The sequence below is a fragment of the Streptomyces sp. NPDC012769 genome, from assembly GCF_042901205.1.
Classification (GTDB): Bacteria; Actinomycetota; Actinomycetes; order Streptomycetales; family Streptomycetaceae; genus Streptomyces.
This window is the reverse complement of record NZ_JBIBCP010000005.1, coordinates 370,429-397,252: the sequence shown is the minus strand read 5'-3', so window position 1 is coordinate 397,252 and position 26,824 is coordinate 370,429. Positions and strand designations below refer to the sequence as shown.

Below are 26,824 nucleotides of genomic sequence, written 5' to 3'. Positions count from 1 at the left end.
TCGGGAACGCGCGTCCCATACGGTGGTGCGCGACGACGGTCGTCGGGTCTGACTCGCCCTCCCCGGCGTACCGTTGGGCTCCGGGGGCGGGCTCACAGTGGCGCGACCGTGCCGGACTTGCACCGGACTTCCGTCTCGCCGTCGTCGTTCTGTGGAAATGTCGACTGACCGTACCGCGCCGGCCACTCCCCGCCAAGACCGGCCGGATCGCGGACTTGTGAAGTGAGGGATGTATCACCCATGCCGGAGTCCATGACCGTGCACCTGACGTTGATCGCCCCGGCCATGAACGCGGCGCTGCGGGAGGCCCGGTTCGACGACGACGGGCCGCTGGAGCCGGTGCGCGACGGGCGGGTGAGCCCGCTGTGCCCCGCGCGCTGGGTGCGGACGGTCCGGTCGCCCTCCACGCGCTGCCGGGAGACGGCCGAACTCCTCGGCCTCGCGGGCGTGGCGGCCGAAGCGGCCCTCGCGGGCTGCGCGATGGGGCGGTGGCGGGGCCGCGGCCTCGACGAACTGACCGCCGAGGAGCCGGAGTCGGTGGCTTCCTGGCTGTCCGACCCGGACGCGGCCCCGCACGGCGGGGAGTCGCTGCGGGAGCTGCGCGAGCGGGTGGCGGCCTGGATGGAGGCCCAGGAGCCGGGCACCGTCTTCGCCTTCGCCGAGCCCGACGTGATCCGCGCGGCGGTCGCCCACGCCCTCGGCGCGCCGGAGGCCGCCTTCTGGCGCCTGGACGTGCGCCCCCTGCACGGCGTCGAACTGTCCGGCCGGGCCGGCCGCTGGAACGTACGGCTCGGGGCCCCGCTCGGATGACGGGCGGGAGGCCGGCCGCCCCGGCCCCTCAGGGCCCCTGACCCCGCCCCCGTCAGCCCAGGCCCGCCCGTGCCAGGTCCAGGAACTCCTCGTCGGTCAGGCCCAGTCGGCGGGCGTCGGCGACGAGGGCGCGGAGGCCCTCGACGAGGTGGGCGCGGTCGGGGGTCCGGGCGCCCGGGACGATGACGGCGCCGCGGCCGCGGCGCAATTCGATCAGGCCCTCCTCGCGCAGCCGCTGGTAGCCGCGCAGGACGGTGTGGACGTTCACCCCGAGCGAGTCGGCGAGCTCGCGGGCGGCCGGCAGGCGTTCGCCGGGCGCGGCGCTGCCGTCGGCGAGCGCCCCTCGGACGCAGGAGGCGATCTGGTCGCCGAGCGGCACGGAGGAGGCGGGGTCGACGCGGAAGAGCACGGTCAGATCCTCTCACCGGGCGCGGCGGCCGCCCGGGCCCGTTCCGCGAGGGTGTTCAGGAGGGCCGTGGCCGTCTCCGCGCCGGGGACGGTCACGGCGAACTCGCGGCCGTTCTCCCGACGTACGAGGAGCGCTTCGCCGGAGCGGAGGACGAGGCCGGTGCGGTGGGCGCGGACGCGGTAGCCCCAGCCGCCGAAGTCGGCCACCGGGTCGACGCGCAGGACCGAGGCCGAGGCCACGTCGTCGAGCGGGATCCGGACGCGGGGGCGGGGCAGCAGGGCCGGCGTGACGGTCAGCCCGCGGCGGTCGACGGCCACCCGGATCCGGGACAGGGCGAGGCCGGGCACGCCGACGAGCAGGCCGACGAGGGCGATCGGCCCGTACGGCAGGAGGCCGAGGAACAGCGCGAGCACGCCCGCGGTGGCGCCGACCAGCAGGAGGACGGCGGCGATCGCGGTCAGCGGACGGGAGCCGGTGGCAGCGGACCAGCCGGCGACCTCGTGCGCGCCGAGGGCGAGGCGGGGTTCGCGCGCCTCGACGGGGGCGGGCGGCGCGGCCGGCCGCGCCGGTACGAGCCGGGTGAGCGCCAGTCCGGCGAGGGCGGCGAGCCCGGCGGCGCCGGCGGCCAGGGAGAGGACGGCGAGCGGGTACAGCACCTCGGGTGCGTCCGCCGCGTCGAGGTTGCTCCTCAGGAGCAGGACGAGGAGGCCGGCAAGCAGGCCCGCGGTGGCCCAGGCGCCCCAGAGCGTGGTGCGCCGGACGAGCAGGGTCCAGCCGGTGCCGAGGGCCAGGAGCAGGCCGGAGGCGAGGGCGGCGTAGGCGCCGAGCCCGGTGAAGCCGTCCGCCTTGCCGCCGTCGTCGGGGGCGAAGTGCGTGGCGAGGGGGTCGGGCAGGCGGTCGTGCCAGAGGGCGAGCAGCAGGAGGTGGACGGCGAGCGCGAGGACGAACGGTGCCGCGGCGAGCGCGCGGAGACGGTTCACAGGACCCTCCCTTGGTTCTAGTTGTTAGCACTCTAATAGAACAATCCTCGGGATGCGGGGCTCCGCGACCAACGGTTGACTGGGGCGAACACGCCTGAATGGGGAGAAATACATGCGTCGTCGGCCCGCCACCGCCACCCTCGCCGCACTCACGGCCCTCACCGCCCTCACCGCCGCCGTGACCACCGGATGCGGCAGCGACGCCGACGACAAGCCCGACCCCCTGCGCGGACAGCAGTGGGCCCTCGACGCGTTGAAGCTGCCGGAGGCCTGGGACACCGCCGAGGCGGACGACACGGTCATCGCCGTCGTCGACACCGGAGTCGACCCCGATCACCCGGATCTGAAGGGCCGTCTCGTCGACGGCCACGACTTCGTCGAGAACGACGACGACCCCCGGGACCTCAACGGCCACGGCACCCATGTCGCCGGCATCGCCGCCGCGCACACGGACAACGGCATCGGCGTCGCGGGCGGCGCGCCGGGCGCCAAGATCATGCCGGTGCGGGTGCTCGGCGCGGACGGCAGCGGCACCAACGAGAACATCACCAAGGGAATCGTCTGGGCCGCGCAGCACGGCGCCGACGTCATCAACCTCTCCCTCGGCGAGTCCGGCCTGATGGCACGGCTGCTCAAGGGCGGTGTCCTCAACCAGGCCATCGCCACGGCCAACGGCAGGGGCGCGGTCGTGGTCGCCGCCGCCGGCAACGACTCCACGATCCTCCAGCCCTACAAGCTGGACACCCCGGTGCTGGTGGTCAACGCGGCCGGCGAGAACGGCGCGCCCGCCTCCTTCACCAACTTCGGCGCCCAGAACGCCGTCGCCGCGCCGGGCGTGGACATCCTGAGCACCTTGCCGACGTACCGGACGAAGGAGACCGCGAAGAACACCTCGGGCTACGGCACCCTGTCCGGCACCTCGATGGCCTCGCCGTACGTCGCCGCCGTCGCCGCGCTCCTCCACCAGCAGGGCCTGGACCCCGCGGCGATCATGAAGACGATCCGCGACACGGCGGCCAACCCGCAGAACCTCCCGAAGCTGGGCCTCGGGAACGTGGACGCGGCGGCCGCCGTCAAGGCCGCGAAGGGGTCCTCGTGACGACGGGGGCGGCCGCCGTCACGACTTCTTCGGCGGGAGCGTCTTCTTCTGCCAGGTGGGCCTGCCGGGCTTCACGCCCTGGCTGGACGGCACGGTCGTCGGCGTGGCCTCGTCCGGTGCCGAGCTCGGCGCCGGCGCGCTCGGCGTACCGGACGGGCCCGGGGTGTCCGGCGCGCTCGACGTCGCGCTCGGCTTCGGGGCCTTGCCGCCGTCGCCCGCGTCGCCGCCCGAGCAGGCCGCCAGGGCCAGGGTCAGCCCCAGCACCGCCGCCGCCATCACCGTTCCACGGGCCCGCACGCCCACCACCCCACCCCAGGTCACGCCCGGATCGTAACTCAGCCGTCCGAACCGTCCGCGCCGTCCGTGCCGCCTTCGAGGTCGCCCTCCGTCTCCAGGAAGACCTGCCGCAGCGCGGCGAGGGTCTCCGGGTCCGGCTTCTCCCACATGCCTCGGGACTCGGCCTCCAGGAGCCGCTCGGCGATGCCGTGCAGCGCCCACGGGTTGGCCTCCTTCAGGAAGGCCTGGTTCTCCGGGTCGAGGACGTACGCCTCGGTCAGCTTGTCGTACATCCAGTCGGCGACCACGCCGGTCGTGGCGTCGTAGCCGAAGAGGTAGTCGACCGTCGCCGCCAGCTCGAACGCGCCCTTGTAGCCGTGGCGGCGCATCGCCTCGATCCAGCGCGGGTTCACCACGCGGGCGCGGAAGACGCGCGAGGTCTCCTCGACGAGCGTGCGGGTGCGGACCGTCTCCGGGCGGGTCGAGTCGCCGATGTACGCCTCCGGGGCCGTGCCCCGCAGCGCGCGCACGGTCGCCACCATGCCGCCGTGGTACTGGAAGTAGTCGTCCGAGTCGGCGATGTCGTGCTCGCGGGTGTCGGTGTTCTTCGCCGCGACCGCGATCCGCTTGTACGCCGTCTCCATCTCCTCGCGCGCCGGCCGGCCCTCCAGGCCGCGGCCGTACGCGTAACCGCCCCACACCGTGTACACCTCGGCCAGGTCGGCGTCGGTGCGCCAGTCGCGCGAGTCGATCAGCTGGAGCAGACCCGCGCCGTACGTCCCCGGCCGCGAGCCGAAGATGCGGGTGGTGGCCCGTCGCTCGTCACCGTGCTCGGCCAGGTCGGCCTGGGCGTGGGCCCGGACGAAGTTCTGCTCGGCCGGCTCGTCCTCCAGACCCGCCACCAGCCGGACCGCGTCGTCGAGCAGTCCGATGACGTGCGGGAACGCGTCCCGGAAGAAGCCGGAGATGCGCAGCGTCACATCGACGCGCGGGCGGCCCAGCTCGGCGAGCGGGATCGGCTCCAGGCCGTTGACGCGGCGGGAGGCGTCGTCCCACAGCGGGCGGACGCCCAGCAGGGCGAGCGCCTCGGCGACGTCGTCGCCCGCGGTGCGCATCGCGCTGGTGCCCCACAGGGACAGGCCGACGGACGTCGGCCACTCGCCGTTGTCCGCGCGGTAGCGCTCCAGGAGCGAGTCGGCGAGGGCCTGGCCGGTCTCCCACGCGAGGCGGGACGGCACGGCCTTGGGGTCGACCGAGTAGAAGTTGCGGCCGGTCGGCAGCACGTTGACCAGGCCGCGGAGCGGCGAGCCGGAGGGGCCGGCCGGGACGAAGCCGCCGTTCAGCGCGTGCACGGCGTGGGTGAGTTCGTCGGTGGTGGCGGCGAGGCGCGGCACGACCTGCTCGCAGGCGAAGCGCAGCACGGCGGCCACGTCGGGGCCGTGGGCGGCGGCGACCGACTCCACCGCGTCCACGGACCAGTCCGCCGCCTCCATCGCCTCGACCAGCGCGCGCGCCGTCGCCTCCGCCTCGTCGGCGCCTGAGCGGGTCGCGGCCGACTCGTCCAGGCCCAGGGCCTCGCGCAGGCCCGGCAGCGCCTGCGTACCGCCCCAGATCTGACGGGCGCGCAGGATCGACAGGACCAGGTTGACCCGCTCGGGGCCGGTCGGGGCGCCGCCGAGGACGTGCAGACCGTCACGGATCTGGGCGTCCTTGACCTCGCACAGCCAGCCGTCGACGTGCAGCAGGAAGTCGTCGAAGCCGTCATCGTCCGGGCGGTCCTCCAGGCCCAGGTCGTGGTCGAGCTTCGCGGCCTGGATCAGCGTCCAGATCTGGGCGCGGATCGCCGGCAGCTTCGACGGGTCCATGGAGCTGATCTGCGCGTACTCGTCGAGCAGCTGCTCCAGGCGCGTGATGTCGCCGTACGACTCGGCGCGGGCCATCGGCGGCACGAGGTGGTCGACGAGGGTGGCGTGGACCCGGCGCTTGGCCTGGGTGCCCTCGCCCGGGTCGTTGACCAGGAACGGGTAGACCAGCGGCAGGTCGCCGAGGGCCGCGTCGGGGCCGCAGGCGGCGGACAGGCCCGCGTTCTTGCCAGGCAGCCACTCCAGGTTGCCGTGCTTGCCCAGGTGCACCATGGCGTCGGCGCCGAAGCCGCCGTCCTCGGTGCGGGCGGCGATCCAGCGGTAGGCCGCCAGGTAGTGGTGGGACGGCGGCAGATCGGGGTCGTGGTAGATCGCGATCGGGTTCTCGCCGAAGCCGCGCGGCGGCTGGATGAGGATCAGGAGGTTCCCGCGCCGCAGGGCGGCGAGGACGATGTCGCCCTCCGGGTTGCGGGAGCGGTCCAGGAACATCTCGCCCGGCGGCGGACCCCAGTGCTCCTCGACCTCGTCGCGGAGCTCCTGCGGGAGGCCGGCGTACCACCGCTTGTAGTCGGCGGCGGGGATGCGGACCGGGTTGCGGGCCAGCTGCTCCTCGGTGAGCCAGTCCTGGTCGTGGCCGCCGGCCTCGATCAGGGCGTAGATCAGCTCGTCGCCGTCACCGGACACCAGGCCGGGGATCTCGTCCTCGGGCCCGAAGTCGTAGCCCTCGGCGACGAGGCGCCGGAGCAGGGCGACGGCGGAGGCGGGGGTGTCGAGGCCGACGGCGTTGCCGATGCGGGAGTGCTTGGTCGGGTACGCGGAGAGGACGAGCGCCAGCTTCTTCTCGGCGTTCGGGATGTGCCGGAGGCGGGCGTGGCGGACGGCGATGCCGGCGACGCGGGCGGCGCGCTCGGCGTCCGCCACGTACGCCGGGAGGCCGTCCTCGTCGATCTCCTTGAAGGAGAACGGGACGGTGATGAGCCGGCCGTCGAACTCGGGGACCGCGACCTGGCTGGCGGCGTCCAGCGGCGACAGGCCCTCGTCGTTCTCCTCCCAGGCGGACCGGGATCCGGTCAGGCACAGCGCCTGGAGGATCGGCACGTCGAGCGCGGCGAGCGCGCCGGCGTCCCAGGCCTCCTCGTCGCCGCCGGCCTGCGCCTCGGCGGGCTTGGTGCCGCCGGCGGCCAGGACGGTGGTGACGATCGCGTCGGCGCCGCGCAGCTCGTCGAGCAGCTCCGCCTCGGGGGCGCGCAGGGACGCCACGTACAGGGCCTTCGCCCGGCCGCCGGCCTCCTCGATCGCGTCGCAGAGGGCGCCGACGAAGGCGGTGTTGCCGCTCATGTGGTGGGCGCGGTAGTAGAGCACGGCGACGGCCGGGCCCTCGGTGGCCTTGGGCGTGCGCTCCAGCGGGCCCCAGGTGGGGGCGGGCGCGGGGGCCTCGAAGCCGTGGCCGGTGAGCAGCACGGTGTCGGAGAGGAACCGGGCCAGCTGCTCCAGGTTGGCCGGGCCGCCGTGGGCGAGGTAGGCGTGGGCCTCGGTGGCGACGCCGATGGGGACGGTGGAGGTCTCCATCAGCTGGGCGTCGGGGGCCTGTTCGCCGCTGAGCACGACCACCGGCTTTCCGGCGGCGAGGACCGCGTCGAGGCCCTCCTGCCAGGAACGCAGGCCCCCGAGGAGGCGTACGACGACGAGGTCGGCGCCGTCGAGGAGGCCGGGGAGGTCGGCGAGGGGGAGCCGGGCGGGGTTCGCGAACCGGTACGGGACCGGGCCATCGGCCGCGCGGGCGCTGAGCAGGTCGGTGTCGGAGTGCGACAGCAGCAGGAGCATGGCGAGCTCGGGCCCTTCCTCGGGGTTGTCCGCGCCCCGGGTGGTCGTATGGACGGCGGGAGTTCCTGGCTCACCGGTCGCGGGTCGCGCTGGGCGCGCGGCCGGACCGGCTCACAGTGGCGGGACCGCGCCGGATTCTCACCGGGCTTCCTCCCCGGGGCCCTGGGACCCCATGCCGGTCTGCATCCTAGATCGTGCGGTCGGCGGGCCGGAGGGGGCCGGAGAGTCGGCCGGATCACACCCGGTGGTCGGCCGGTTCCCCGTGGGTATGCTCGCCGCCATGCCGCCCACCCCACCCTCGACGCCCGAACCGGGCGAAGCTCGCATACGGGACCGTGGCGACGCCTGCCCGGGGGCGCTGCGCCTGCACCCGGCCGATGACGGCCGGCTGGCCCGACTGCGGCTGCCCGGTGGCCTTCTGACGGCTCGTCAGGCCGAGCTGCTCGCCACGGCGGCGGAGTCCCTGGGCGACGGGCGGATCAGCATCACCTCGCGCGGCAACGCCGAACTGCGCGGCCTCGCCGACGACTGCGGCGCCCGCCTCGCCGCCCTCCTCGACGACGCGGGCCTGCTGCCCTCTCCCGGCCACGAACGCGTCCGCAACATCGTCGCCTCCCCGGCCGCCGACCTCACCGGACTCGGCCACGCGACGGCCCAGTTGTGGGCCCGCGACCTGGACTCCCTGCTCTGCGCGGAACCCTGGACGACGGCGCTTTCCGGCCGTTTCCTCTTCGTCCTGGACGCCGGCCGGGGGGACGTGGCGGGGCTCGGCGGGGATGTGACCTTGATCGCAGTGGGGGCGGAGGCCCTGCCCGGCGGTGACGCGGCGGGACCGGCCACCGGGGCTGCCGGTGGCGCGGCGGGCGGCGAGGGCGCCGCCGGAGGCGACGCGAGCGATGCCGACGCGGCCGCCAGGGGCGCCCTCGGCTCCGCCGGAGCGCACGCCCCGGCGGGCGGCAGCCCGGCTGCCGCCGGAGGCGGAGCGGGGCCGGGCGCTGGGCGCGTGCCCGCGCCTCAGGCGCAGGGCTGCCCGGTGTCGTACGCCGACGGCGCGGCCGGACCGCATACCGGGCGCGGTCACGAGCCCGCACCCGAGGCGCTGCTGTACGTCGGAGGGCAGTTCTTCCGGGTCGCGGGCGAGGACGCGGCGCGTGCCGCGCTGGCCGGGGCCGAGGCGTTCCTCGCGGCGGCGCGGGAGGCCGGGAACGGGGCCTGGCGGGTACGGGAGCTGCCCCCGGGAACGGTGCTCGACGTGGCCGGCGCGCTCGCGCGCGCCGCGATCGCGGCGGAGCCCGTACCGGACGCGCGGCTCCCGCACAGGGATCCGCCCGAGCCCGGGGTGCTGGGCGCGACCGGCCTGTACGTGCTCGCGCCCCTCGGCCGCCTCACCGCCGCCCAGCTGCGGGCCCTGGCCGACGGGGCCGAGGAGCTGCGGTTCACGCCGTGGCGCGGGGTGGTCGTGGTCGGCGCCGCGCACCGGCCGGCCGACGCCGGGGGCGGGTCCGGCATGCCCGGCACCGCCCCGTACGGGAACACCAACCAGCCCGTCGGCGCGGGGGACATGCCCCACCACCGGTACGACCCGTCCGCCCGGCTCCGCGCCCTCGACGCGCTCGGGCTCGTCACCTCCGCCCGCGCCCCCCTCGCCGGGGTCTCCGCCTGTACCGGGCGGCCCGGTTGCGGCAAGGCACTGGCGGACGTCCGGGCGGACGCCGAGGAGGCGCCGGCCGGGGGGCTGCCCGTGCACTACTCCGGGTGCGAGCGCCGCTGCGGGCACCCGCACGGCGCCTGGGTCGACGTCCTCGCCGTCGCGGACGGCGGCTACCTGGTGGACGGCGCCCCCACCCCCCGTACCTCCCTGACCGAAGCAGTGGCCACGTCCCGCACCACGAGATGAGCGAGAGCAACAGGATGTTCGAGTACGAGAAGGACGGCGCGGAGATCTACCGCCGGTCCTTTGCCACGATCCGCTCCGAGGCGGATCTCGCCGGCCTGCCCGCCGACGTCGCCCAGGTCGCGGTGCGGATGATCCACGCCTGCGGCATGACCGACCTCGTCAAGGACGTCGCCCACTCCCCCGGTGTCGTGACCGCCGCCCGCGCCGCGCTGCGCGCCGGCGCCCCGATCCTGTGCGACGCGCAGATGGTCGCCAGCGGCGTCACCCGCAAGCGGCTGCCCGCCGACAACGACGTGCTCTGCACCCTGTCCGACCCGTCCGTGCCCGCTCTCGCCGCCGAGCTCGGCACCACCCGCTCGGCCGCGGCCCTGGAGCTGTGGCGGGACCGGCTGGAAGGCTCCGTGGTCGCCATCGGCAACGCGCCCACCGCGCTGTTCCACCTCCTGGAGATGATCCGGAAGGGCGCCGGCCGGCCGGCCGCCGTCCTCGGCATACCGGTCGGCTTCATCGGCGCGGCCGAGTCCAAGGACGCCCTCGCGGAGAACGCCCTCGGCCTCGAGTACCTCGTCGTCCGGGGCAGGCGCGGCGGCAGCGCGATGACCGCCGCCGCGATCAACGCGATAGCGCACGAAGCGGAGATCCAGGCATGAGCGGCACGTCGACCGACACCAGCACCACGACCGGGGCCCCGGCCGGAAAGCTCTACGGCGTCGGGCTCGGCCCCGGCGACCCGAACCTCATGACCGTGGCGGCCGTCAAGGCCATCGCCGGGGCCGACGTGATCGCGTACCACTCGGCCCGCCACGGCCGTTCCATCGCCCGGTCCATCGCCGCCGAGCACATCCGCGAGGACCACATCGAGGAGCGGCTGATGTACCCGCTCACCGTGGAGACCACCGATCACCCCGGCGGCTACCGGGGCGCGCTCGACGACTTCTACGAGGAGGCCGCGGCCCGCCTCGCCGCCCACCTGGACGCCGGCCGCACCGTCGCCGTCCTCGCCGAGGGCGACCCGCTCTTCTACGGCTCGTACCAGCACATGCACAAGCGGCTCGCGGACCGCTACGACACGACCGTCATCCCCGGCGTCACCTCGGTGAGCGCCGCCGCGGCCCGCCTCGGGGAGCCGCTGTGCGAGGCCGAGGAAGTGCTCACGATCATCCCCGGCACCCTGCCGGAGGACGAGCTCACCGCCCGTCTCGCCGCCACCGACTCGGCCGTCGTGATGAAGCTCGGCCGCACCTTCCCGACCGTGCGGCGTGCCCTGGAGCGGGCCGGCCGGCTGGACGACGCCCGGTACGTGGAGCGGGCGTTCATGCCGGGCGAGCGGACGGACGCGCTGTCCGACGTGGACCCGTCGACCGTCCCGTACTTCTCCGTCGCCGTCCTCCCCTCCCGTATCGACGCCGTCGCACCCGAGTCCCGGGAGACCGGCGGCGAGGTCGTGGTCGTCGGCACCGGACCGGCCGGGGCGCCCTGGCTGACCCCCGAGTCGCGCGGCGCGCTCGTCAACGCCGACGACCTGGTCGGCTACACCACCTACCTGGACCGGGTCCCGGTGCTGCGGGCCGGACAGCGGCGGCACGGCTCCGACAACAAGGTCGAGTCGGAGCGGGCCGAGTTCGCCCTCGACCTGGCCCGGCGCGGCCGGCGCGTCGCCGTCGTGTCCGGCGGCGACCCGGGCGTCTTCGCCATGGCCACCGCGGTCCTGGAGGTCGCCTCGGAGGAGCGGTACGCCGACGTGCCCGTACGGGTCCTGCCGGGCGTGACCGCCGCCAACGCGGCGGCGGCCGCCGCGGGCGCGCCGCTGGGCCACGACTACGCGACGATCTCGCTCTCGGACCGGCTCAAGCCCTGGGACGTCATCGCCCGCCGGCTGCGCGCCGCCGCCGAGGCCGACCTGGTCCTCGCGCTCTACAACCCCGGCTCCCGGTCCCGCACCCACCAGGTGGCCGCCGCCCGCGACCTGCTCCTGGAGGTCCGCTCCCCCGACACCCCGGTGGTCGTCGCCCGTGACGTCGGCGGCCCCGAGCAGTCGGTCCGCGTCCTCACCCTGAAGACCCTGGACCCCTCCGAGGTCGACATGCGCACCCTGCTCCTCATCGGCTCCTCGCAGACCCGGGCGGTCGAGCGCGCCGACGGGAAGACGATCACCTGGACGCCGCGCCGCTACGGGTGAAGGTCCCCAGGCCCTCCTTGTCCAGGTACTCGACGGTGAAGGACTTCCCGTCCGGGGTGAAGGTGACCCCGGTGCGGCCGACGGCGTTCTCGCCGGCGGTCTCGAAGCTGAAGGTGTCGCCGTCGTAGTGCGTGAGCGGGTACGTCTGGGGCTTCGGCCCCAGACGGAGGGCCAGGGCGCCGTCCGGGCCGGCGACGACCTGCGCGCGGCCGTAGTAGGCGTTGTCGAAGGTGCCGGTGTAGCTGTCGGTGGCCTTCGCGGGGGTGGCGTCGGCCGGCGGGCGGGCGTAGTCGGTCTTCGACCGGTCCGCGTCGGCCTGTTGCTGGTAGAGCCCGTCAACGAGGGGGATCCAGTCGCGGCTGACCGCTCCGGTCTCGGCGATGTCGAAGAAGTCGAGGGCGACGGCGTCGGCGACGCCGACCGGTGAGGTGTTGGTGAGGACGACGATGCCGAGCTGCTCGCCGGGCAGCATCGTGACGTTGGTGTGCGCGCCTTGTGCGAAGGCTCCGGTGTGGGAGACCTTGAGCCGGCCCGCGTCGTCGTAACTCACGTTCCAGCCGAGGCCGTAGAAACCGGTCCGGCCGGCCGGGGCGCGGGCGGGACTCGAGACCGACTCGGGGTGGTGGGTCAGCTGGAGCGCCTCGGCGTCGACGATCTTCCTGCCGTCGAGCGTGCCGTTCGCGAGCTGCAGCCGCATCCAGGTCGCCATGTCACGGGCGGTGGAGCTGACGCCGCCGGCGGGGGACTGGGCGTCCGGGTCCCGGACGAACCGCGCCTTCCAGGCGCCGCCGACCTTCACATGGCCCCAGGCACGGTCCGGCGCCTTCACGAAGTCCTCGAAGCGCGAGCTGGTGGAGTCCATGCCGGCCGGCTTGTAGAGGACGTCCTCGGCGAGCTTCTCCCAGGGCACGCCCTTCTCGTCGGCGACGGCCTCGGCGGCCGCCGTCAGGCCGAAGTTGGTGTACGCGTAGCTGGCGCGGAACGGGGTCAACGGCTCGTGGCGCAGGTGGGACAGGATGTACGCCCGGTCGTAGCCGAGGTCCTCGAGCAGGTCACCTGCGTGGTCGGGCAGACCACTGCGGTGCGAGAACAGGTCGGCGGCCGTCACATGGGAACTCACCCACGGGTCCTTGAGGCCGAAGCCCGGCACGTTCGGCGCGACCGGCTTCGTCCAGCCCTCGGCGCCGACGGCGCCGGAGACGACCGTGGAGGCGATCGGCTTCGACACGGAGGCGAGCTGGAAGACGGTGTCGGCGTCGACGGCGGCGCGCTCGCCGGCCTTCCGCACGCCGTATCCCTTGAGGTGGAGCACCTTGCCGTCGTGCACGACGGCGACGGCCACGCCGGGCGCTCCGGTGCGTTTCATGGCCGCCTGCACCACCCCGTCGAGCCGGTCGACGGCCCGCCGGACCTCCGCGTCGTCGAGCTCGGGCGGCGGCTGGGCCGGTGGCGGCGTGGGCCCGGGGGTGGCGGCCGGGGGGACGGCGGGGGCGATCGCCGTGGCGCCCAGCAGCGCCGACAGTCCCGCCGCGGCAAGCCATCGAACGGTACTCATTCCTCCATTGAACGGGCCCTGAGGGCGTCTGTCGCGCGCAGCCAGGCGGCGGCCTCCTCGGGGGTCGCCGCCGTCGGCACGCCCTCCGGTACGGGCGGGCGGCGGACGATCACGACCGGGACGCCGGCCTCGCGGGCGGCGGCGAGCTTGGGGGCGGTGGCGGCGGCGCCGCTGTCCTTCGTCACCAGGACGTCGATGCGGTGACGGCCCATCAGCTCGCGCTCTCCGGCCAGCGTGAAGGGGCCCCGGTCCAGGAGGACTTCGGTCCGGGCGGGCATCGGTCCCTCCGGGGCGTCCACGGAGCGGACCAGGAACCACTCGGGGCGCCCGGCGAAGGCCGCGAGGCCCATCCGGCCGGTGGTGAGGAAGACCCGGTCGCCGAAGGCGTCGAGCGCGGCCGCGGCCTCGTCGAGGGACGTCACCTCGTGCCAGTCGTCGCCCTCGACCGGGACCCAGCCGGGGCGGCGCAGTGCCAGCAGGGGAACATGGGCGGTGGCGGCCGCCCGGGCCGCGTTGAAACTGATCCGCTCCGCGAAGGGATGGGTGGCGTCGATGACCGCGTCCACGGCGTGCTCCCGCAGCCACGCGGCGAGCCCCTCCGCGCCGCCGAAGCCGCCGATCCGCACCTCGCCCACCGGCAGCCGGGGCGCGGCGACCCGCCCCGCGAGCGAGCTGGTGACGCGGGCCCCCGGGTGGAGCAGCCCGGCCAGGGCGCGGGCCTCGGTCGTCCCGCCGAGGATGAGTATGTGCATGGGAATCCTGGGAGTCCGTTCATGAGTTCCGGCATGAGTTCCGGCGGGCGTGCGGCCCAACTCAAGCACACCGGTCTGCGGCCCGGCTGGACGACCGGTGCCTGCGCGACGGCGGCGACGACCGCCGCGTACACCGCGCTGCTCACCGGCGACTTCCCGGACCCCGTGACGATCACCCTGCCGAAGGGCCAGACGCCGTCCTTCGCGCTGGCCGCCGAGTCCCTGACGGGCGGGGCGGCCATGGCCGGGGTGGTGAAGGACGCGGGCGACGACCCCGACGTCACCCACGGGGCACTGATCCGGTCGACGGTACGGCTCCTGCCGGCCGGCTCCGGCGTGGTGTTCCGGGCCGGCGAGGGCGTCGGCACGGTCACCCTGCCCGGCCTGCCGCTGGAGGTCGGCGAACCGGCGATCAACCCCGTGCCCCGGCAGATGATGCGCGCGCAGGTGGCGGAGGTCGCGGCGGCCCACGGCGCGACCGGCGACGTGGAGATCACGATCTCCGTCGACCACGGCGCCGAGATCGCCCGCTCCACCTGGAACCCGCGGATCGGCATCCTCGGCGGCCTGTCCATCCTCGGCACTACCGGCGTCGTCGTGCCCTACTCCTGCTCCGCCTGGATCGACTCCATCCGGCGCGGGGTCGACGTGGCCCGCGCGGGCGGCCTCACCCACGTCGCCGGCTGCACCGGCTCCACCTCCGAGCGCACGGTCACCGAGTTGTACGACCTGCCGGAGATCGCCCTGCTCGACATGGGCGACTTCGCGGGCGCCGTCCTCAAGTACATCCGCCGCCACCCCGTGGACCGGCTCACGATCTGCGGCGGCTTCGCGAAGCTCTCCAAGCTGGCCGTCGGGCATCTGGACCTGCACTCCGCCCGCTCCCAGGTCGACAAGGTCTTCCTCGCCGAGCTGGCCCGCACGGGCGGCGCGTCCGACGCCCTCGCCGACGAGATCACCGCCGCGAACACCGGCCTCGCCGCCCTCCGCCTCTGCGAGGCCGCCGGCGTCCCCCTGGGCGACCTGGTCGCCGCCCGCGCCCGCGACGAGGCCCTGGCGGTGCTCCGCGGCGCGCCGGTGACCGTAGACGTGGTGTGCATCGACCGGGCGGGCGTCGTGGTGGGCCGGTCGGCACCGGCGGGCCCGGGGCACTGAAGAACGGCACCAGCGGGCCGGTCGGCGGCGTGAACCCTGCCCTCGCTGCCTGTCGAGGCCCAGCCCGCACCTGGCAGACCGCGTGAGCCTCCGTGGGGCCCGTCGTGGCCTCAGCCCACGAAAGCACGCCACGGCGGCGGGATAGCCGGGCGGTCGTCCGCCACGTATGCCTCCATCAGCCACCCCCGACACCGGCCACGCCTCCTTGGAGCGACGGCCCTTACGGCGGCCCCCTTTACGTATTAAGACGGACCGACCACGGCGCGCCGCTGACCTGCGAAGACATGGCCGCCGCCATGCACCAGTGCGAGATGCTTATGCGAAATCGCATGCAACGTTACCTTCTAGCTTCCCCGCAATGCTGAACTGCATAGAATGATTCGCAGAACCGGGGTCTTCCATGCGGCCCCGGATCGCCTCATCCAGCCACGGAGGTAACCTGTGCGTGCGGCCCGACGAGTGACCAAGATCGAGACGGTCAACCGCAGCACGGGCGAGGTTCAGGACCTCACCGTGCACTCGTCGGTCAGCGCAGGGTCCGGGCTCTGGTTCCGAGGAGGTGGCTACACCACGATGGGTTACGAGGCGCACAACGCCCTCGCTGAGGCCGACCTCAGCGGAGCGGCGTACAAGCTGTTCCACAAAATGTGCGCTCTGCAGAACCGTAAGGACCACGGTCTGGTCCGCGTCGAGACGCAGGCAAAGTTCGCGGCGCAGGTGGGGATGCAGCAGCCGACCGTGTCGCGCGCGCTGAAGCAGCTCTCCGAGCACGGCTTCATCTACCCCGACGGACGGGACTGGCGGCTGCGTGCCGACTTCGTCTTCAACGGCAACGGGACTGCCCAGGGGCAGGCCATCCAGAGCATCCCCGACGGCGCCCCCGACCCGTACGCCAGCGCCAAGAACGTCGGAGGACTCACCGTCATCGACGGCGGCGACCAAGAGCGGCCCGACAACCGGACATAACGCGCCAGTCCGCGCCCGTCCCCACGGCCCGCCCCCCATGCTGGGGCCCGGACCACCGTCGCAGCCTGGGCCGTTCACCTCATGCCGACGAGTCAGGTGCGGTTGTCAGGGTGAGGTCCGTCATGAGGGACTTCTCGATGGCCTCGAAGATGTCCGCGTCCGTTTCCTGCTGCCAGGACGGGAGGTCAGGCCAGTCAGCGACGTAGCCCGGCTTCGGTTCCTCGAAGTGCTTGAACATCTGGGCTGTCCAACAGACCGCGACGAAGCGACTCTTCTGTTCACGGGTCAGCCTGGACGTGGTGCCGCCGCTGAGCTCGATGAATTGGCGGACCTGCTCGTACACGGAGCCCGCCGCCTCCCGCTCCCACTCCGGCGTGTCCGCCCAGGGGGTCACGTAGCCGGCCTTCGGCTCGCCGGGGAAGTGCTGGCGCACGCCCGCGATCCAGGCTTCCCGGAACAGTCGTGCACCTTCGGTCTGCGACATGCCAACCCCTCTCGTCACGGCGTCCTCAGCATGGCGATCTCCGCCCCCAGCTCCGCTACACGGCGGTCCCGACTCAGGGGGCCGAACTCGTCGCTCAGACTTTGGAGTCTACGGGCGACATACCCGGACGAAGACGCGTGAGCCAGGTCCAGTGCTTCGCGGGCGTACATCACAACCTGCTCGGCGTCACGACGCTTCGTCCCGACTATGGCCAGATCGGCGAGGACGGCTCCTCTCCGGCGATATGAGCAACCGGGAGCAAGGGAGATCTGATCCAGGGCCCGTCTCAGCACCTCCTCGGCCAGGTCGAGGCGTCCGAGCTGCACGTACCGTGCCCCGCGCTCCTCTGCCAGCCGAGTGCCGTCGAAACGGAGCCACCCGCCGTTCGTGCTGCCATCGGGCAGGTTCTGTACCGACTCGGCCTGAATGAGTGCACGCTCGCACCCATGCAAGTCCCCCATGCCAGCGTGCACTTCAGCTTGCACCGACGCCACCCACTGTCGGGTGGACAGACTTCTGTCCCCCCGTGCGGCAATGCGTTCCGCCGCCCCGAGGATCTCGGCTGCCTGCCGGTACCGCCGTTCGGACATCTCCACGTAGGCATGGCGCACAAGTGCACAGGCCCACAGATCGAATGCTCCCGCCTCCTTGCTCATCGACGCCGCAAGCGCGTATGAGGCTGCCGAGTCGGTGTACCGGTTGGCGTCGTATGCGACTTCGCCGGCGAGCTGGAAAAGGTCGGCTGCCGCGTGGAGCAGAGGGAGCGAGTTACCCCGGCTGCCACCGGCAAGAGCCTCGTCTTCGCGGACACCCTTCGAGCGGCCCACACCGGAGACTTCCTGCCCTACGACAAGGACCGGCGCTGGGGCGGCAAGAAGGACGAGAAGGTCCTCCGCGAGGACGTGGTGCACCAGCCCGAGCACACCCTCATCCCCACGCTGACCCGGCGGGGACGCGGCACTGTGAAGGTCTTCGCCTACGGGCTCCGTGACAGCGTCGTGGATGAAGCCGCCGAACTGGCCGCGAAGCTCGCCGCCGCACACGACGTGGCGGGCGCAAGGGTCGTACGCCCCCTCAGCCCCGCCACCGCACACCCGCGCGGCACCCGCATCCAGCTGAAGGACTTCACCACCGGCCCCTGCCCCGCGCCCGACGGCCCCGTCCGTCCCTTCACCGCCTGGCCGGCCGCCGTACAGGAGACCTTCGTCCCCTTCGCCGAGGCGATGGCCGCCGACGGCCTGGCCTTCCTCCACACCCGGATGCAGACCGACCGCTGCGGCCCGGTCCTCGCCGCCGCCGCCGAGAACAGCATTGTGGGCGCGATCGGCCCCATGGAAGTACGACCTGACGCACACGGACGCCCCCAGCTCATGCCCCAGTACTTCGCCGTCCTGCCCGAGGTCCGGGGGCAGGGTCTCGGACGGCTCCTGTGGCGCGCCGCCATGCACTGGGGCCAGGACCACGGCGCCGCCTACCAGCTCCTCCAGACCGAGGTCGACGGCCCCTCCGACCGGCTGTGCCAGTCCGAAGGACTGGCTTCCCTCGGCTTCACCCACACCACGCTCGCCCCCATGGGGTGCCATCCCTAGGAAAAACGCGCGACAGTCGGCGGGCAACGGCAGACAATCCCCGGATGGCCGACTTCTCGATCAAGCCCACGCTCACCGGCGACCTCGTCGTCCTCCGCCCCGTCACCGAGGACGACGTCCCCGCGCTGCTGCCGATGTTCGACGACCCCGAGATCGCCCGCCTGACCGGCGCCCACACCGACTTCGACGAGCCCGCCCTCCGCCGGTGGTACGGCTCCCGGGGCGCCCAGGACGACCGGCTCGACCTGGCGGTGGTCGAGCGGGCCACGGGCCGGGTGGTGGGCGAGGCGGTGCTCAACGAGTGGGACCGCGACAACGAGAGCTGCGCCTTCCGGATCTGCTTCACCCCGTCCGGCATCGGCCGCGGCCTGGGCACGGAGGCGACCCGCCTGATCGTCTCCCACGCCTTCGAGGCGCTCGGCCTCCACCGCGTCTGGCTGGAGGTCTACGCCTTCAACCCGCGCGCCCGCCGCGCCTACGAGAAGGCCGGCTTCCGCGTGGAGGGCACCCTGCGGGGTGCGCTGCTGTGGGAGGGCGAGCGGGTGGACGCGACGGTGATGGCGGCGCTGGCGCCGGAGTGGGGGGCGTCTGGGGCGGCCGTCACACCTTGACGACGAGGATCCGGTCGGGAACCAGCTTCTCCAGGTCGTCCACGTCCGACGTGAACACCACGACCTCGCCCGCCTGTCGGCGTGCGACGACGGCGAGAACGGCGTCGATGGCGTACTCGTGCCCGCTCAGGCCCGCGTCGGCCAGGAGTCGACGGGCCTGCCGGGCTTCCTCTTGGCCGATGTCCGCCACACGGACGCGGGACAGGACCCAGTCCCATCGCCGCTCGGTCGTCCTGCCGTCGTACGCCTCGACGAGAGTCATGGGGGACGTCACCACGTCGGCCTCCCCACGGGCGGCCCGGGCGAGGCGGGCCATCATGGCGCGATCGCCCCGCACCGCGAGCGACAGCGCCTCACTGTCCAGGACGAAGACCTGGAGTGGTCGGTCCGCCCGCGGCGTCACGCGGCCTCACCCGCGTGCGCCTCCCGCGCCCGCCGACGACGTTCGTGTTCGGCGTGGAATTCGTCCATCTCCGCGCCGGCGGCAGCCAGCTCGTCCTCCGTGACCGGGCCGTACTCCTCCTCCAGCCAGTCGACGAGCTCCCTGAGCCGATCGCGGTCCCGCCGGAGACGCAGCGCCTCGGCGATGTACGCCGACAGACCCTGTTCGGCCGCCTCGGCGCGGACCTCCTCCAGGAGGTCCTCCGGGATCGTCACCGTCACCTTCTTCGTGGCCATACCTTCGACCATACTCCCCGTACCCACCGCCGTATCGTTTCTCCCCAGACCCGATCCGGATGCGGCCTCCCGCACCCGAATCTAGGCTGGCGCCACGGCAGAACCTCCTACCGAGAGGGTGACCCATGGCGAAGCGCGGCAACAAGAAGCGGGCCCGCAAGAAGAAGAAGGCCAACCACGGCAAGCGGCCCAACGCGTGAACCAGTGCCCGGGACCGAGCGCCTCAGCAGGTGTGGCGGTCCCGGGCCGGGTCGTAGAGGTGGCTGTCGCGGAACTCCGAGGCGGCCAGCGTGCGGCCCACGACGATGACGGCGGTCTTGGTGATGCCGGCCGCCTTCACCTGCTCCGCGATGTCCTCCAGGGTGCCGCGCAGCACGACCTCGTCGGGCCGGCTGGCCATCGCGACGACGGCGGCCGGACAGTCGGTGCCGTAGTGGGGGACCAGCTCGGAGACGATCCGGTCGACGTAACGGGCGCCGAGGTGGAGGACGAGCAGGGCGCCGCTGCGGCCGAGGGTGGCGAGGTCCTCGCCCTCCGGCATGGGGGTGGCCTGCTGGGCGATGCGGGTGAGGATGACGGTCTGGCCGACGGTCGGCACGGTCAGCTCCCGCTTCAGCGCCGCGGCCGCGGCCGCGAAGGCCGGGACGCCGGGCACGACCTCGTACGGGATGCCGGCCGCGTCCAGGCGCCGCATCTGCTCGGCCATGGCGCTGAAGACGGACGGGTCGCCGGAGTGCAGCCGGGCCACGTCCTGGCCGGCCTCGTGGGCGGCGGCGATCTCGGCGACGATCTGGTCGAGGTCCATCCGCGCCGTGTCCACCAGCTTCGCGTCCGGCGGGCACTCGGCGAGCAGTTCGCGCGGGACGAGGGAGCCGGCGTAGAGGCAGACCCCGCACTTCGCCAGGGTCCGCGCGCCGCGCACGGTGATCAGGTCGGCCGCGCCGGGGCCCGCGCCGATGAAGTAGACGGTCATGCTTCTCCAGAACCTTTCGTTACGGACCACTGCGTGACCGGCATCGCCTGGCGCCAGCCGGTGAAGCCGCCCACGGGCACGGCGGCCGCGACCGCGAGCCGGATCAGCTCGCCGCCGTGACGCCGGTGGCGCTCGGCGAGCACCGCCTCCGACTCCAGGGTCACCGTGTTGGCGACGAGCCGGCCGCCCGGCGGAAGCGCGTCCCAGCAGGCGTCGAGCAGACCGGGCGCGGTCAGGCCGCCGCCGATGAAGATCGCGTCGGGCGTCTCCAGGCCGGTCAGCGCCTCGGGCGCGCCGCCCGTGACGACCTTCAGGCCCGGCACACCCAGGGCGGCCGCGTTGCGCGCGATGCGGGCGGCCCGCTCGGGCGACTTCTCGACGGCGATCGCCCGGCAGGCGCGGTGGGCCCGCATCCATTCGACGCCGATGGAGCCGGAGCCGCCGCCGACGTCCCAGAGCAGTTCGCCGGGGGCGGGGGCGAGCGCGGCGAGGGTGGCGGCGCGGACGTAGCGCTTGGTGAGCTGCCCGTCGTGCTCGTACGCCTCGTCGGGCAGGCCGGGGGTGGTGCCGAGCCGCAGGGTGTCCGGGTCGCGTACGCAGTCGAGCGCGAGGACGTGCAGGGCGTCGGCCCGCTCGTGGGGCCAGTCGGCGGCGGTGCCGTCGAGGAGCCGCTCGCGGGGGCCGCCGAGCTGTTCGAGGACCCGGATCCGGGTCCGGCCCCAGCCGCGTTCGCGCAGCAGGGCGGCGACCCGCGCGGGCGACTCGGGGCCCTCGCCGAGCAGCAGCAGGCGGCGGCCGTCGTGGAGGGCGGCGGTGAGCGCGTCGAGGGGCCGGGCGACGAGGGAGACCGTCTCGGTGGCCTCCAGGGGCCAGCCGAGCCGGGCGCAGGCGTACGAGACGGAGGACGGGTGCGGCCGGACGTCCAGCCGGTCGGGGCCGACGAACTCGGCGAGGGTGCGGCCGATCCCGTAGAAGAGGGGGTCGCCGCTGGCCAGGACGGCGATGCGGCGGCCCTCGTGGGCGGCGAGCAGGCCGGGCACGGCGGGGCGCAGCGGGCTCGGCCAGGGGACCCGGGTGCCGGGGCAGGCCCCGGCGGGCAGCAGGTCGAGCTGGCGGGGGCCGCCGATCAGCACCTCGGCGGCGCGCAGGGTCCGGCGGGAGGCCTCGGGCAGTCCGTCCCAGCCGTCGGCACCGATCCCGACGACCGACACCACCGGCTCGGGCGCCTGCCCCTGCTCCGGCTGCACCGGCTCCTCCGATATCGCGGCGTTCACATCGGCCGACTCTACGGGAGGCCGGAAACCGGCCGCTCACGGGCTACTTCCGGGCGTTCTGCCCGATGTGGAAGAGCACCAGGAATAGGGAGGGAAGTGGCACCGTTGGACGTGGTGATTTAAGATTCAACCAAAACCAGGAAGGCGAGAGGTGAGCACGATGCAGTTCGGGATCTTCACCGTCGGTGACGTGACGACCGACCCCACCACCGGCCGCACCCCCACCGAGCACGAGCGGATCAAGAACACCGTCGCCATCGCGCTCAAGGCCGAGGAGGTCGGCCTGGACGTCTTCGCGACCGGCGAGCACCACAACCCGCCGTTCGTGCCGTCCTCCCCGACCACCCTCCTCGGGCACATCGCCGCCCGCACGGAGAAGCTGATCCTCTCCACCTCCACGACCCTCATCACCACCAACGACCCGGTGAAGATCGCCGAGGACTACGCGACCCTCCAGCACCTCTCCGACGGCCGCGTCGACCTGATGACGGGCCGGGGCAACACCGGCCCGGTCTACCCGTGGTTCGGCCAGGACATCCGCCAGGGCATCCCGCTCGCCATCGAGAACTACGCGCTCCTCCACAGGCTGTGGAGGGAGGACGTCGTCGACTGGGAGGGGAAGTTCCGCACCGCGCTCCAGGGCTTCACCGCCACCCCGCGCCCGCTGGACGGCGTCCCGCCCTTCGTCTGGCACGGCTCCATCCGCTCCCCCGAGATCGCCGAACAGGCCGCGTACTACGGCGACGGCTTCTTCGCCAACCACATCTTCTGGCCCAAGCAGCACACCGAGAAGATGGTCCGCCTCTACCGCCGACGGTACGCGCACTACGGCCACGGGACGGAGGAGCAGGCGATCGTCGGCCTCGGCGGCCAGGTCTTCATGAGGAAGAACTCCCAGGACGCGGTACGGGAGTTCCGCCCGTACTTCGACAACGCGCCCGTCTACGGCCACGGACCCTCCCTGGAGGAGTTCAGCAGCCAGACCCCGCTGACCGTCGGCTCGCCGCAGGAGGTCATCGAACGCACCCTGTCCTTCCGCGAGTACGTCGGCGACTACCAGCGCCAGCTCTTCCTGATCGACCACGCGGGCCTGCCGCTGAAGACGGTCCTGGAACAGCTCGACCTGCTCGGCGAGGAGGTCGTCCCGGTCCTGCGCAAGGAGTTCGCGAACCTGCGGCCGGCCGGCGTGCCGGAGACCGCCCCGCTCCACCCCGCCGTGCAGAAGAAGCGGGAGGCGTGAGCCATGCGCACCCTCAAGCTGGTCGCCGTCTCGGCCGGACTCAGCAGCCCCTCCTCCACCCGGCTGCTCGCCGACCGGCTGCTCCAGGCCGCCCGCCACCGGCTCGCCGAGCAGGAGTACGCCGTCGACGTCGAGGTCGTCGAACTGCGCGACCTCGCCGTCGACATCGCGAACAACCTCGTCACCGGCTTCCCCTCCGAAAAGCTTCGGGCGGCGATCGACGCGGTGACCGGCGCGGACGGGGTCATCGCCGTGACCCCCGTCTTCACGGCCTCGTACAGCGGTCTGTTCAAGTCGTTCTTCGACCTGATCGACCCGGCCGCGCTCACCGGCACGCCCGTCCTCGTCGGCGCGACCGGCGGCACCGCCCGGCACTCGCTCGTGCTCGACCACGCCCTGCGCCCGCTCTTCGCCTACCTGCGGGCCCTCGTCACCCCGACCGCCGTCTACGCGGCCACCGAGGACTGGGGCTCCGGCGGCGACGAGTACACCGAGGGCCTCCCGGCCCGCATCACCCGGGCCGGGAACGAGTTCGCGGACATGGTCGCGGCCCGGCCGGGCAGAAGGGCGGAAGAGGACGAAATCGTCCCCTTCGAGAAGCAATTGGCCGGAGGTCCGTGATGAGCGGCAGGATCGTGGTGGGCGTGGACGGTTCGGCGCCCTCCCTGAAGGCGCTGAAGTGGGCGGCGCGGCAGGCCGCCCTGACCGGGGACTCCCTGCACGCGGTGATCAGCTGGGAGTACCCGGCCTCCTGGGCGACCGTCATGCCCGGCGTGCCGGCGGGGTTCGACCCCGAGGAGCTCGCCAAGCAGATCCTGGACGAGTCCCTCGCCAAGGCCCTCGCCCCCGAGGTGGCCGCCACGGTCACCCGCACGGTGGCCGCCGGCAACCCGGTCCAGACCCTGGTCGACCAGTCGGAGGGCGCCGAACTGCTCGTGGTCGGAGACCGCGGCCACAGCGGCTTCAAGGCCGCCTTCCTGGGCTCCGTCTCGACGAACGTCGCCCAGCACGCCCCCTGCCCCGTGGTGGTCGTACGGGGCAAGGTCGCCGAGCAGTAGGCCCCTGGGGGCGGGGGCGGGCGCGGCCCTCTCTACGAGGCGGCCGGCACCACGTCCGCCACCACGCACGCCACGTTGTCCGGGCCGCCCAGGTCCCGCGCGAGCGCGACCAGCGCCTCGGCCGTGGCGTCGGGGCCGTCGCCCCGCGCGAGCCCGCGCTCGACGTCCTCGGCGGGGAGCAGGGCCGAGAGGCCGTCGGTGCACAGCAGCAGCCGGTCCCCCGGCCGCGCCTCGCGCACGGCGAGCTCCGGCTCCGGCGGCACGTCCCCGCCGTCGAGGGCCTTCAGCAGCAGCGCCCGGTCGGGGCGGTCGGCCGCCTCGGCCGGGTCCAGCTCGCCCGCGTCGACGAGCGCCTGCACCACGGTGTGGTCACGGGTGAGCCGCACCAGGACGCCGTCGCGCAGCAGATACGCCCGCGAGTCGCCCACATGGGCCAGCGCGAGGCGGTTCCCGGCGAGCAGCGCGACGGTCAGCGTGGTGCCGGACCCGGAGAGGCCGGCCACGGCGTCGTTCGCGCCGCGCACCCCGTCCTCCAGGGCGTTGAGGACATCACCCGCCCGGGCGGCACCGGAGGAACCGGCAGACCGGGGCACGGCCTCCAGCGCGGTGAGCGCCGAGGTCGCGGCCCGCTCGCCCTCGGGGCCGTAACCGTCGGCGACGGCCAGCAGCTGCGGTCCGGCGTGGGCGGCGTCCTGCTGGACGGCGCGCACCAGGCCGGTGTCGAGCCGTACGGCGGCGCGCAGGACGAACGGGGAGGGAGAGGAGGGAGAAACAGGAGGGGGCGTCGTCATGTCAGTGGGGCCCTTCAGTCGGTCCACCAGGGAGGACGCCAGGTCCCGCCGCGCCGCCGTCTCCGACTCGACGCCCACCCAGTACGCACGGATCGCCCGGGCCGCGCCCGCCGCGTCGTCCGCCTCGTACAGCGCGCACACCCGCCCGACCTCGGCGAGCGGCATCCCGATCCGCCGCAGCCAGCCCACCAGCCGGGCCCGCTCCACCTGTTCCTCGGCGTAGTAGCGGTAGCCGGTGAACGGGTCGACGCGGGCGGGCGGCAGCAGGCCCAGCTCGTCGTAGCGGCGCAGCGCCTTGGCCGTGAGCCGGGAAACGCGGGCGAAGTCCCCGATGGTCAGCACGTGTCCTGTCCTCCCCGTGCCGGGCTCCCTGCCCGGCCCGACCGATGCTGGGCCTTCCCCGCGCGGGAAGGTCAACCGCGGCGGTCGAGAACGCTACTTGCGGTTGTACAGGCGCATCGTGACCGCGCCGAAGACCATCACGAACAGCGCCGACCAGCCCAGCGACCAGGCGATGTCCGCCGCGGGCCAGTTTCCCGCCATCAACTCCCGTACGGCCGTCGCCAGATGCGTCACCGGACTGTTGTTGACGAAGGCCTGGAGCCAGCCGGGCATGGTCCTCGGGTCGACGAAGACGTTCGACAGGAAGGTCAGCGGGAAGATCACCATCATGCTGACGCCCATGACCGACTTCTCGCTGCGCAGCATCAGTCCGAACATGGTCCAGATCCACGAGAACGCGAACGAGAAGACCAGCAGCAGCGCGACCCCGAGCAGCACGCCAGCCGCCCCGCCGTCCGGCCGGTAGCCGATGACGATGCCGACCGTGAGCATCACGGCGGAGGCGATCAGATAGCGCACCACGTCGCCGAGCAGGTAGCCCACCATCGGCGCGGGCCGCCAGATCGGCAGCGTACGGAAGCGGTCGAAGACGCCCTTCTCGATGTCCGTGTTGACCGAGACACCCGTGTACATGGTGATCATCACGACGCTCATCACCAGGATCCCCGGCAGCAGGAACTGGATGTACGCCGAGACCGAGCCGGCCAGCGCGCCTCCGAAGAGGTACGTGTACATCAGCACCATCATGATCGGGAAAGCCGTCACGTCGAACAGCTGCTCCGGCACGTGCTTGATCTTGAGCATGGCCCGCCAGCCGAAGGTCAGCGAGGCGGAGAGCGCGCTCGGCCGCGGCGGGCGGGTGTGTCCCACGAGCAGCGCGGCGAGCTCGTCGGCCTTGGGGGCGACGAAGTCCAGGGTGTCGGTGTTCTGCGGGTCCTGCGCGTCCTTGCCGGTGGTGACGGTGGTCATGCCGTCGTTCCCTTCCGGTCGGGGTTCGCCGTGCGGGGAGCACGGTCCGTCAGGGCGAGGAACACCTCGTCCAGGCTGGGCTGCCCGAGCCCGAAGTTGTCGACCGTGATCCCGGCCCTGGCCAGTGCGGTGAGCGCCCGCGCGGCCTGTTCGGCGGCGCCGAGATCGGTTCCGTGGCCGCCGACGGTGGCCGTGAGCGCGACCGGGTCCGGGTCGAGCTGGACGGTGGCGTCGAGGGCGGTGGTGAGGATCCGCTCGGCCTCCCCGCGCTGCTCGGGGTCCCGGAGGCGTACGTGCACGGAGCCGGCGCCCACCGAGGCCTTGAGCTCACCCTTGGTGCCCTCCGCGATGACCTTGCCGTGGTCGATGACGGCGATCCGGGCCGCCAGCTGGTCCGCCTCGTCCAGGTACTGGGTGGTGAGCAGGACGGTGGTGCCCTGCGCGACGACGGCGCGGACGATGTCCCAGACCTGGTTGCGGCTGCGCGGGTCGAGACCGGTGGTCGGCTCGTCGAGGAACAGCAGGTCGGGAACGTTGAGGATGGACGCGGCGATGTCGATGCGGCGCCGCATGCCGCCCGAGTAGTTCTTGACCTGCCGGTCCGCCGCCTCCGCGAGACCGAACGCCTCCAGGAGCTGCGCGGCACGCTCGCGCGCGGCGGCGCGGCCGTGGCCGAGGAGCCGGCCGAGCAGCACCAGGTTCTCGGTGCCGGTGAGGTCCTCGTCGACGGAGGCGTACTGGCCAGTGAGGCTGACCCGGCCGCGTACGGTGTCGGCGTCCTCGACGACGTCCTTGCCGAAGACCCGGGCCCGGCCGCCGTCGGGGCGGAGGAGGGTGGCGAGCATCTTGACGGCGGTGGTCTTCCCGGCGCCGTTGGGACCGAGGACGCCGTAGACGGTGCCGGCGGGGACGCGCAGGTCGATGCCGTCGACGGCGCGGTTCGTGCCGAAGACCTTGACCAGGCCTTCGGTCTCGATGGCGAGGTCGGTCATACGCCTGTCCTCCCTGAGGGCACGGGTCCCGGCGGTCGTCGGTCGGCCGTCATCGGTCG

At 73.5% G+C, this 26,824-nt stretch carries 27 protein-coding genes, 1 pseudogene and 2 riboswitches; of the genes and pseudogenes, 13 read left to right on the top strand and 15 right to left on the bottom strand.

All coding sequences use genetic code 11. The annotated features are described in order from the left end of the window. Positions 1–46: 46 nt before the first annotated feature. Positions 47–132: riboswitch (cobalamin riboswitch) on the bottom strand. 120 nt (positions 133–252) lie between these two features. Next, positions 253–810, top strand: a complete 558-nt coding sequence (locus tag ACFY7C_RS27020) for a histidine phosphatase family protein (RefSeq protein ID WP_389655672.1) — start codon at positions 253–255, stop codon at positions 808–810. Between the two features lie 52 nt (positions 811–862). Here the strand turns inward: ACFY7C_RS27020 and ACFY7C_RS27015 are convergent, their stop codons facing one another. Beyond that, entirely contained in the window at positions 863–1,219 is a 357-nt protein-coding gene (locus ACFY7C_RS27015) for a GntR family transcriptional regulator (protein ID WP_389655140.1), read from the bottom strand. Positions 1,220–1,221: 2 nt separating this feature from the next. After that, positions 1,222–2,199 carry a hypothetical protein gene (locus ACFY7C_RS27010; RefSeq protein ID WP_389655138.1) on the bottom strand — a complete coding sequence of 326 codons (978 nt, stop codon included), beginning with the start codon at positions 2,197–2,199 and terminating at the stop codon, positions 1,222–1,224. 112 nt (positions 2,200–2,311) lie between these two features. On the opposite strand from ACFY7C_RS27010, the gene ACFY7C_RS27005 reads away from it, so the two are divergent. Next, positions 2,312–3,298 carry a S8 family peptidase gene (locus ACFY7C_RS27005; RefSeq protein ID WP_389655136.1) on the top strand — a complete coding sequence of 329 codons (987 nt, stop codon included), beginning with the start codon at positions 2,312–2,314 and terminating at the stop codon, positions 3,296–3,298. A gap of 18 nt (positions 3,299–3,316) precedes the next feature. Here ACFY7C_RS27005 and ACFY7C_RS27000 read toward each other — a convergent pair whose 3' ends face one another. After that, on the bottom strand, positions 3,317–3,619 hold the full coding sequence (locus tag ACFY7C_RS27000) for a hypothetical protein (RefSeq protein ID WP_389655134.1): 303 nt from the start codon (positions 3,617–3,619) through the stop codon (positions 3,317–3,319). A gap of 14 nt (positions 3,620–3,633) precedes the next feature. After that, entirely contained in the window at positions 3,634–7,260 is a 3,627-nt protein-coding gene (gene cobN / locus ACFY7C_RS26995) for a cobaltochelatase subunit CobN (protein ID WP_389655132.1), read from the bottom strand. A gap of 59 nt (positions 7,261–7,319) precedes the next feature. Beyond that, a riboswitch (cobalamin riboswitch) is annotated at positions 7,320–7,413 on the bottom strand. A 127-nt stretch (positions 7,414–7,540) separates the two neighbouring features. Here cobN and ACFY7C_RS26990 point away from each other — a divergent pair. The 3 genes from ACFY7C_RS26990 to cobJ are packed head-to-tail and all read left to right on the top strand — an operon-like array spanning position 7,541 to position 11,336. Next, a complete protein-coding gene (locus ACFY7C_RS26990; protein ID WP_389655130.1) occupies positions 7,541–9,157 on the top strand; it encodes a cobalamin biosynthesis protein CobG in 1,617 nt (538 codons plus the stop codon). Beyond that, positions 9,154–9,807 (top strand): precorrin-8X methylmutase, encoded by a 654-nt coding sequence (locus ACFY7C_RS26985; protein ID WP_389655128.1) that lies wholly within the window; start codon positions 9,154–9,156, stop codon positions 9,805–9,807. Before ACFY7C_RS26990 ends, ACFY7C_RS26985 begins: the two co-directional genes overlap by 4 nt. Further along, the gene (gene cobJ, locus ACFY7C_RS26980) at positions 9,804–11,336 is read left to right on the top strand and encodes a precorrin-3B C(17)-methyltransferase (RefSeq protein ID WP_389655126.1); all 1,533 of its coding nucleotides are present in this window, start codon (positions 9,804–9,806) and stop codon (positions 11,334–11,336) included. The genes ACFY7C_RS26985 and cobJ overlap by 4 nt, the downstream gene beginning before the upstream one ends. Here the strand turns inward: cobJ and ACFY7C_RS26975 are convergent. Together ACFY7C_RS26975 and ACFY7C_RS26970 are read right to left on the bottom strand one after the other, a co-directional pair. After that, on the bottom strand, positions 11,308–12,891 hold the full coding sequence (locus ACFY7C_RS26975; RefSeq protein ID WP_389655124.1) for a serine hydrolase: 1,584 nt from the start codon (positions 12,889–12,891) through the stop codon (positions 11,308–11,310). The genes cobJ and ACFY7C_RS26975 overlap by 29 nt on opposite strands. Further along, positions 12,888–13,643, bottom strand: a complete 756-nt coding sequence (locus ACFY7C_RS26970; RefSeq protein ID WP_389655122.1) for a cobalt-precorrin-6A reductase — start codon at positions 13,641–13,643, stop codon at positions 12,888–12,890. The genes ACFY7C_RS26975 and ACFY7C_RS26970 overlap by 4 nt, the downstream gene beginning before the upstream one ends. Positions 13,644–13,664: 21 nt before the next feature. Here ACFY7C_RS26970 and ACFY7C_RS26965 point away from each other — a divergent pair, with 21 nt between their 5' ends. Next, positions 13,665–14,798 (top strand): cobalt-precorrin-5B (C(1))-methyltransferase, encoded by a 1,134-nt coding sequence (locus ACFY7C_RS26965; RefSeq protein WP_389655120.1) that lies wholly within the window; start codon positions 13,665–13,667, stop codon positions 14,796–14,798. 459 nt (positions 14,799–15,257) lie between these two features. After that, positions 15,258–15,764, top strand: coding sequence for a helix-turn-helix domain-containing protein (locus ACFY7C_RS26960; protein WP_389655118.1), 507 nt, complete (start codon positions 15,258–15,260; stop codon positions 15,762–15,764). Between the two features lie 79 nt (positions 15,765–15,843). On the opposite strand, the gene ACFY7C_RS26955 is transcribed toward ACFY7C_RS26960, so the two are convergent. Next, a complete protein-coding gene (locus ACFY7C_RS26955; protein ID WP_389655116.1) occupies positions 15,844–16,248 on the bottom strand; it encodes a hypothetical protein in 405 nt (134 codons plus the stop codon). A gap of 14 nt (positions 16,249–16,262) precedes the next feature. Continuing rightward, positions 16,263–17,048: pseudogene (locus ACFY7C_RS26950) on the bottom strand (transcriptional regulator); the annotation flags it as partial. On the opposite strand from ACFY7C_RS26950, the gene ACFY7C_RS26945 reads away from it, so the two are divergent. After that, positions 16,998–17,837, top strand: a complete 840-nt coding sequence (locus tag ACFY7C_RS26945) for a GNAT family N-acetyltransferase (protein WP_389655114.1) — start codon at positions 16,998–17,000, stop codon at positions 17,835–17,837. The pseudogene ACFY7C_RS26950 and the gene ACFY7C_RS26945 overlap by 51 nt on opposite strands. 44 nt (positions 17,838–17,881) lie before the next feature. Beyond that, complete coding sequence (locus ACFY7C_RS26940; RefSeq protein ID WP_389655112.1) at positions 17,882–18,448, top strand: GNAT family N-acetyltransferase; 567 nt, start codon at positions 17,882–17,884, stop codon at positions 18,446–18,448. Here the strand turns inward: ACFY7C_RS26940 and ACFY7C_RS26935 are convergent. Both ACFY7C_RS26935 and ACFY7C_RS26930 read right to left on the bottom strand, forming a co-directional pair. Next, entirely contained in the window at positions 18,438–18,851 is a 414-nt protein-coding gene (locus tag ACFY7C_RS26935) for a PIN domain-containing protein (protein ID WP_389655110.1), read from the bottom strand. The two genes, ACFY7C_RS26940 and ACFY7C_RS26935, sit on opposite strands and share 11 nt — an antisense overlap. Further along, positions 18,848–19,126: a CopG family transcriptional regulator gene (locus ACFY7C_RS26930; protein ID WP_389655108.1), complete on the bottom strand. Its 279-nt coding sequence runs from the start codon at positions 19,124–19,126 to the stop codon at positions 18,848–18,850. The genes ACFY7C_RS26935 and ACFY7C_RS26930 overlap by 4 nt, the downstream gene beginning before the upstream one ends. A 125-nt stretch (positions 19,127–19,251) precedes the next feature. Here ACFY7C_RS26930 and ACFY7C_RS26925 point away from each other — a divergent pair, with 125 nt between their 5' ends. Continuing rightward, entirely contained in the window at positions 19,252–19,326 is a 75-nt protein-coding gene (locus ACFY7C_RS26925) for a 50S ribosomal protein bL37 (protein ID WP_099895366.1), read from the top strand. A 23-nt stretch (positions 19,327–19,349) separates the two neighbouring features. On the opposite strand, the gene cobM is transcribed toward ACFY7C_RS26925, so the two are convergent. Together cobM and cbiE are read right to left on the bottom strand one after the other, a co-directional pair. After that, complete coding sequence (gene cobM, locus ACFY7C_RS26920; protein ID WP_389655106.1) at positions 19,350–20,099, bottom strand: precorrin-4 C(11)-methyltransferase; 750 nt, start codon at positions 20,097–20,099, stop codon at positions 19,350–19,352. Then, on the bottom strand, positions 20,096–21,313 hold the full coding sequence (cbiE, locus tag ACFY7C_RS26915) for a precorrin-6y C5,15-methyltransferase (decarboxylating) subunit CbiE (protein ID WP_389655671.1): 1,218 nt from the start codon (positions 21,311–21,313) through the stop codon (positions 20,096–20,098). Before cbiE ends, cobM begins: the two co-directional genes overlap by 4 nt. A gap of 220 nt (positions 21,314–21,533) precedes the next feature. Between cbiE and ACFY7C_RS26910 the strand changes: the two genes are divergently transcribed. Genes ACFY7C_RS26910 through ACFY7C_RS26900 form a run of 3 tightly spaced genes read left to right on the top strand, consistent with a single transcriptional unit; the run spans position 21,534 to position 23,671 of the window. Next, positions 21,534–22,613 (top strand): LLM class flavin-dependent oxidoreductase, encoded by a 1,080-nt coding sequence (locus tag ACFY7C_RS26910; protein WP_389655669.1) that lies wholly within the window; start codon positions 21,534–21,536, stop codon positions 22,611–22,613. A gap of 3 nt (positions 22,614–22,616) precedes the next feature. Next, positions 22,617–23,234 (top strand): FMN reductase, encoded by a 618-nt coding sequence (locus tag ACFY7C_RS26905; RefSeq protein ID WP_389655104.1) that lies wholly within the window; start codon positions 22,617–22,619, stop codon positions 23,232–23,234. Beyond that, positions 23,234–23,671 (top strand): universal stress protein, encoded by a 438-nt coding sequence (locus tag ACFY7C_RS26900; RefSeq protein WP_389655102.1) that lies wholly within the window; start codon positions 23,234–23,236, stop codon positions 23,669–23,671. The genes ACFY7C_RS26905 and ACFY7C_RS26900 overlap by 1 nt, the downstream gene beginning before the upstream one ends. Before the next feature lie 32 nt (positions 23,672–23,703). Here the strand turns inward: ACFY7C_RS26900 and ACFY7C_RS26895 are convergent, their stop codons facing one another. The 3 genes from ACFY7C_RS26895 to ACFY7C_RS26885 form a co-directional block, all read right to left on the bottom strand. Continuing rightward, entirely contained in the window at positions 23,704–24,804 is a 1,101-nt protein-coding gene (locus tag ACFY7C_RS26895; protein ID WP_389655100.1) for a MerR family transcriptional regulator, read from the bottom strand. A 93-nt stretch (positions 24,805–24,897) separates the two neighbouring features. Further along, entirely contained in the window at positions 24,898–25,773 is an 876-nt protein-coding gene (locus ACFY7C_RS26890) for an ABC transporter permease (RefSeq protein ID WP_389655098.1), read from the bottom strand. After that, the gene (locus tag ACFY7C_RS26885; RefSeq protein ID WP_389655096.1) at positions 25,770–26,765 is read right to left on the bottom strand and encodes an ATP-binding cassette domain-containing protein; all 996 of its coding nucleotides are present in this window, start codon (positions 26,763–26,765) and stop codon (positions 25,770–25,772) included. The genes ACFY7C_RS26890 and ACFY7C_RS26885 overlap by 4 nt, the downstream gene beginning before the upstream one ends. Positions 26,766–26,824 lie beyond the last annotated feature (59 nt).

What these genes read in the sequence shown, in the direction of transcription:
- ACFY7C_RS27020 (WP_389655672.1), top strand. Translation starts at nt 253, where the DNA reads ATGACCGTGCACCTGACGTTGATCGCCCCGGCCATGAACGCGGCGCTG.
- ACFY7C_RS27005 (WP_389655136.1), top strand. Translation starts at nt 2,312, where the DNA reads ATGCGTCGTCGGCCCGCCACCGCCACCCTCGCCGCACTCACGGCCCTC.
- cobN (WP_389655132.1), bottom strand. Translation starts at nt 7,260, where the DNA reads ATGCTCCTGCTGCTGTCGCACTCCGACACCGACCTGCTCAGCGCCCGC.
- ACFY7C_RS26990 (WP_389655130.1), top strand. Translation starts at nt 7,541, where the DNA reads ATGCCGCCCACCCCACCCTCGACGCCCGAACCGGGCGAAGCTCGCATA.
- ACFY7C_RS26985 (WP_389655128.1), top strand. Translation starts at nt 9,154, where the DNA reads ATGAGCGAGAGCAACAGGATGTTCGAGTACGAGAAGGACGGCGCGGAG.
- cobJ (WP_389655126.1), top strand. Translation starts at nt 9,804, where the DNA reads ATGAGCGGCACGTCGACCGACACCAGCACCACGACCGGGGCCCCGGCC.
- ACFY7C_RS26975 (WP_389655124.1), bottom strand. Translation starts at nt 12,891, where the DNA reads ATGAGTACCGTTCGATGGCTTGCCGCGGCGGGACTGTCGGCGCTGCTG.
- ACFY7C_RS26970 (WP_389655122.1), bottom strand. Translation starts at nt 13,643, where the DNA reads ATGCACATACTCATCCTCGGCGGGACGACCGAGGCCCGCGCCCTGGCC.
- ACFY7C_RS26965 (WP_389655120.1), top strand. Translation starts at nt 13,665, where the DNA reads ATGAGTTCCGGCATGAGTTCCGGCGGGCGTGCGGCCCAACTCAAGCAC.
- ACFY7C_RS26955 (WP_389655116.1), bottom strand. Translation starts at nt 16,248, where the DNA reads ATGTCGCAGACCGAAGGTGCACGACTGTTCCGGGAAGCCTGGATCGCG.
- ACFY7C_RS26940 (WP_389655112.1), top strand. Translation starts at nt 17,882, where the DNA reads ATGGCCGACTTCTCGATCAAGCCCACGCTCACCGGCGACCTCGTCGTC.
- ACFY7C_RS26930 (WP_389655108.1), bottom strand. Translation starts at nt 19,126, where the DNA reads ATGGCCACGAAGAAGGTGACGGTGACGATCCCGGAGGACCTCCTGGAG.
- cobM (WP_389655106.1), bottom strand. Translation starts at nt 20,099, where the DNA reads ATGACCGTCTACTTCATCGGCGCGGGCCCCGGCGCGGCCGACCTGATC.
- ACFY7C_RS26910 (WP_389655669.1), top strand. Translation starts at nt 21,534, where the DNA reads ATGCAGTTCGGGATCTTCACCGTCGGTGACGTGACGACCGACCCCACC.
- ACFY7C_RS26905 (WP_389655104.1), top strand. Translation starts at nt 22,617, where the DNA reads ATGCGCACCCTCAAGCTGGTCGCCGTCTCGGCCGGACTCAGCAGCCCC.
- ACFY7C_RS26900 (WP_389655102.1), top strand. Translation starts at nt 23,234, where the DNA reads ATGAGCGGCAGGATCGTGGTGGGCGTGGACGGTTCGGCGCCCTCCCTG.
- ACFY7C_RS26890 (WP_389655098.1), bottom strand. Translation starts at nt 25,773, where the DNA reads ATGACCACCGTCACCACCGGCAAGGACGCGCAGGACCCGCAGAACACC.
- ACFY7C_RS26885 (WP_389655096.1), bottom strand. Translation starts at nt 26,765, where the DNA reads ATGACCGACCTCGCCATCGAGACCGAAGGCCTGGTCAAGGTCTTCGGC.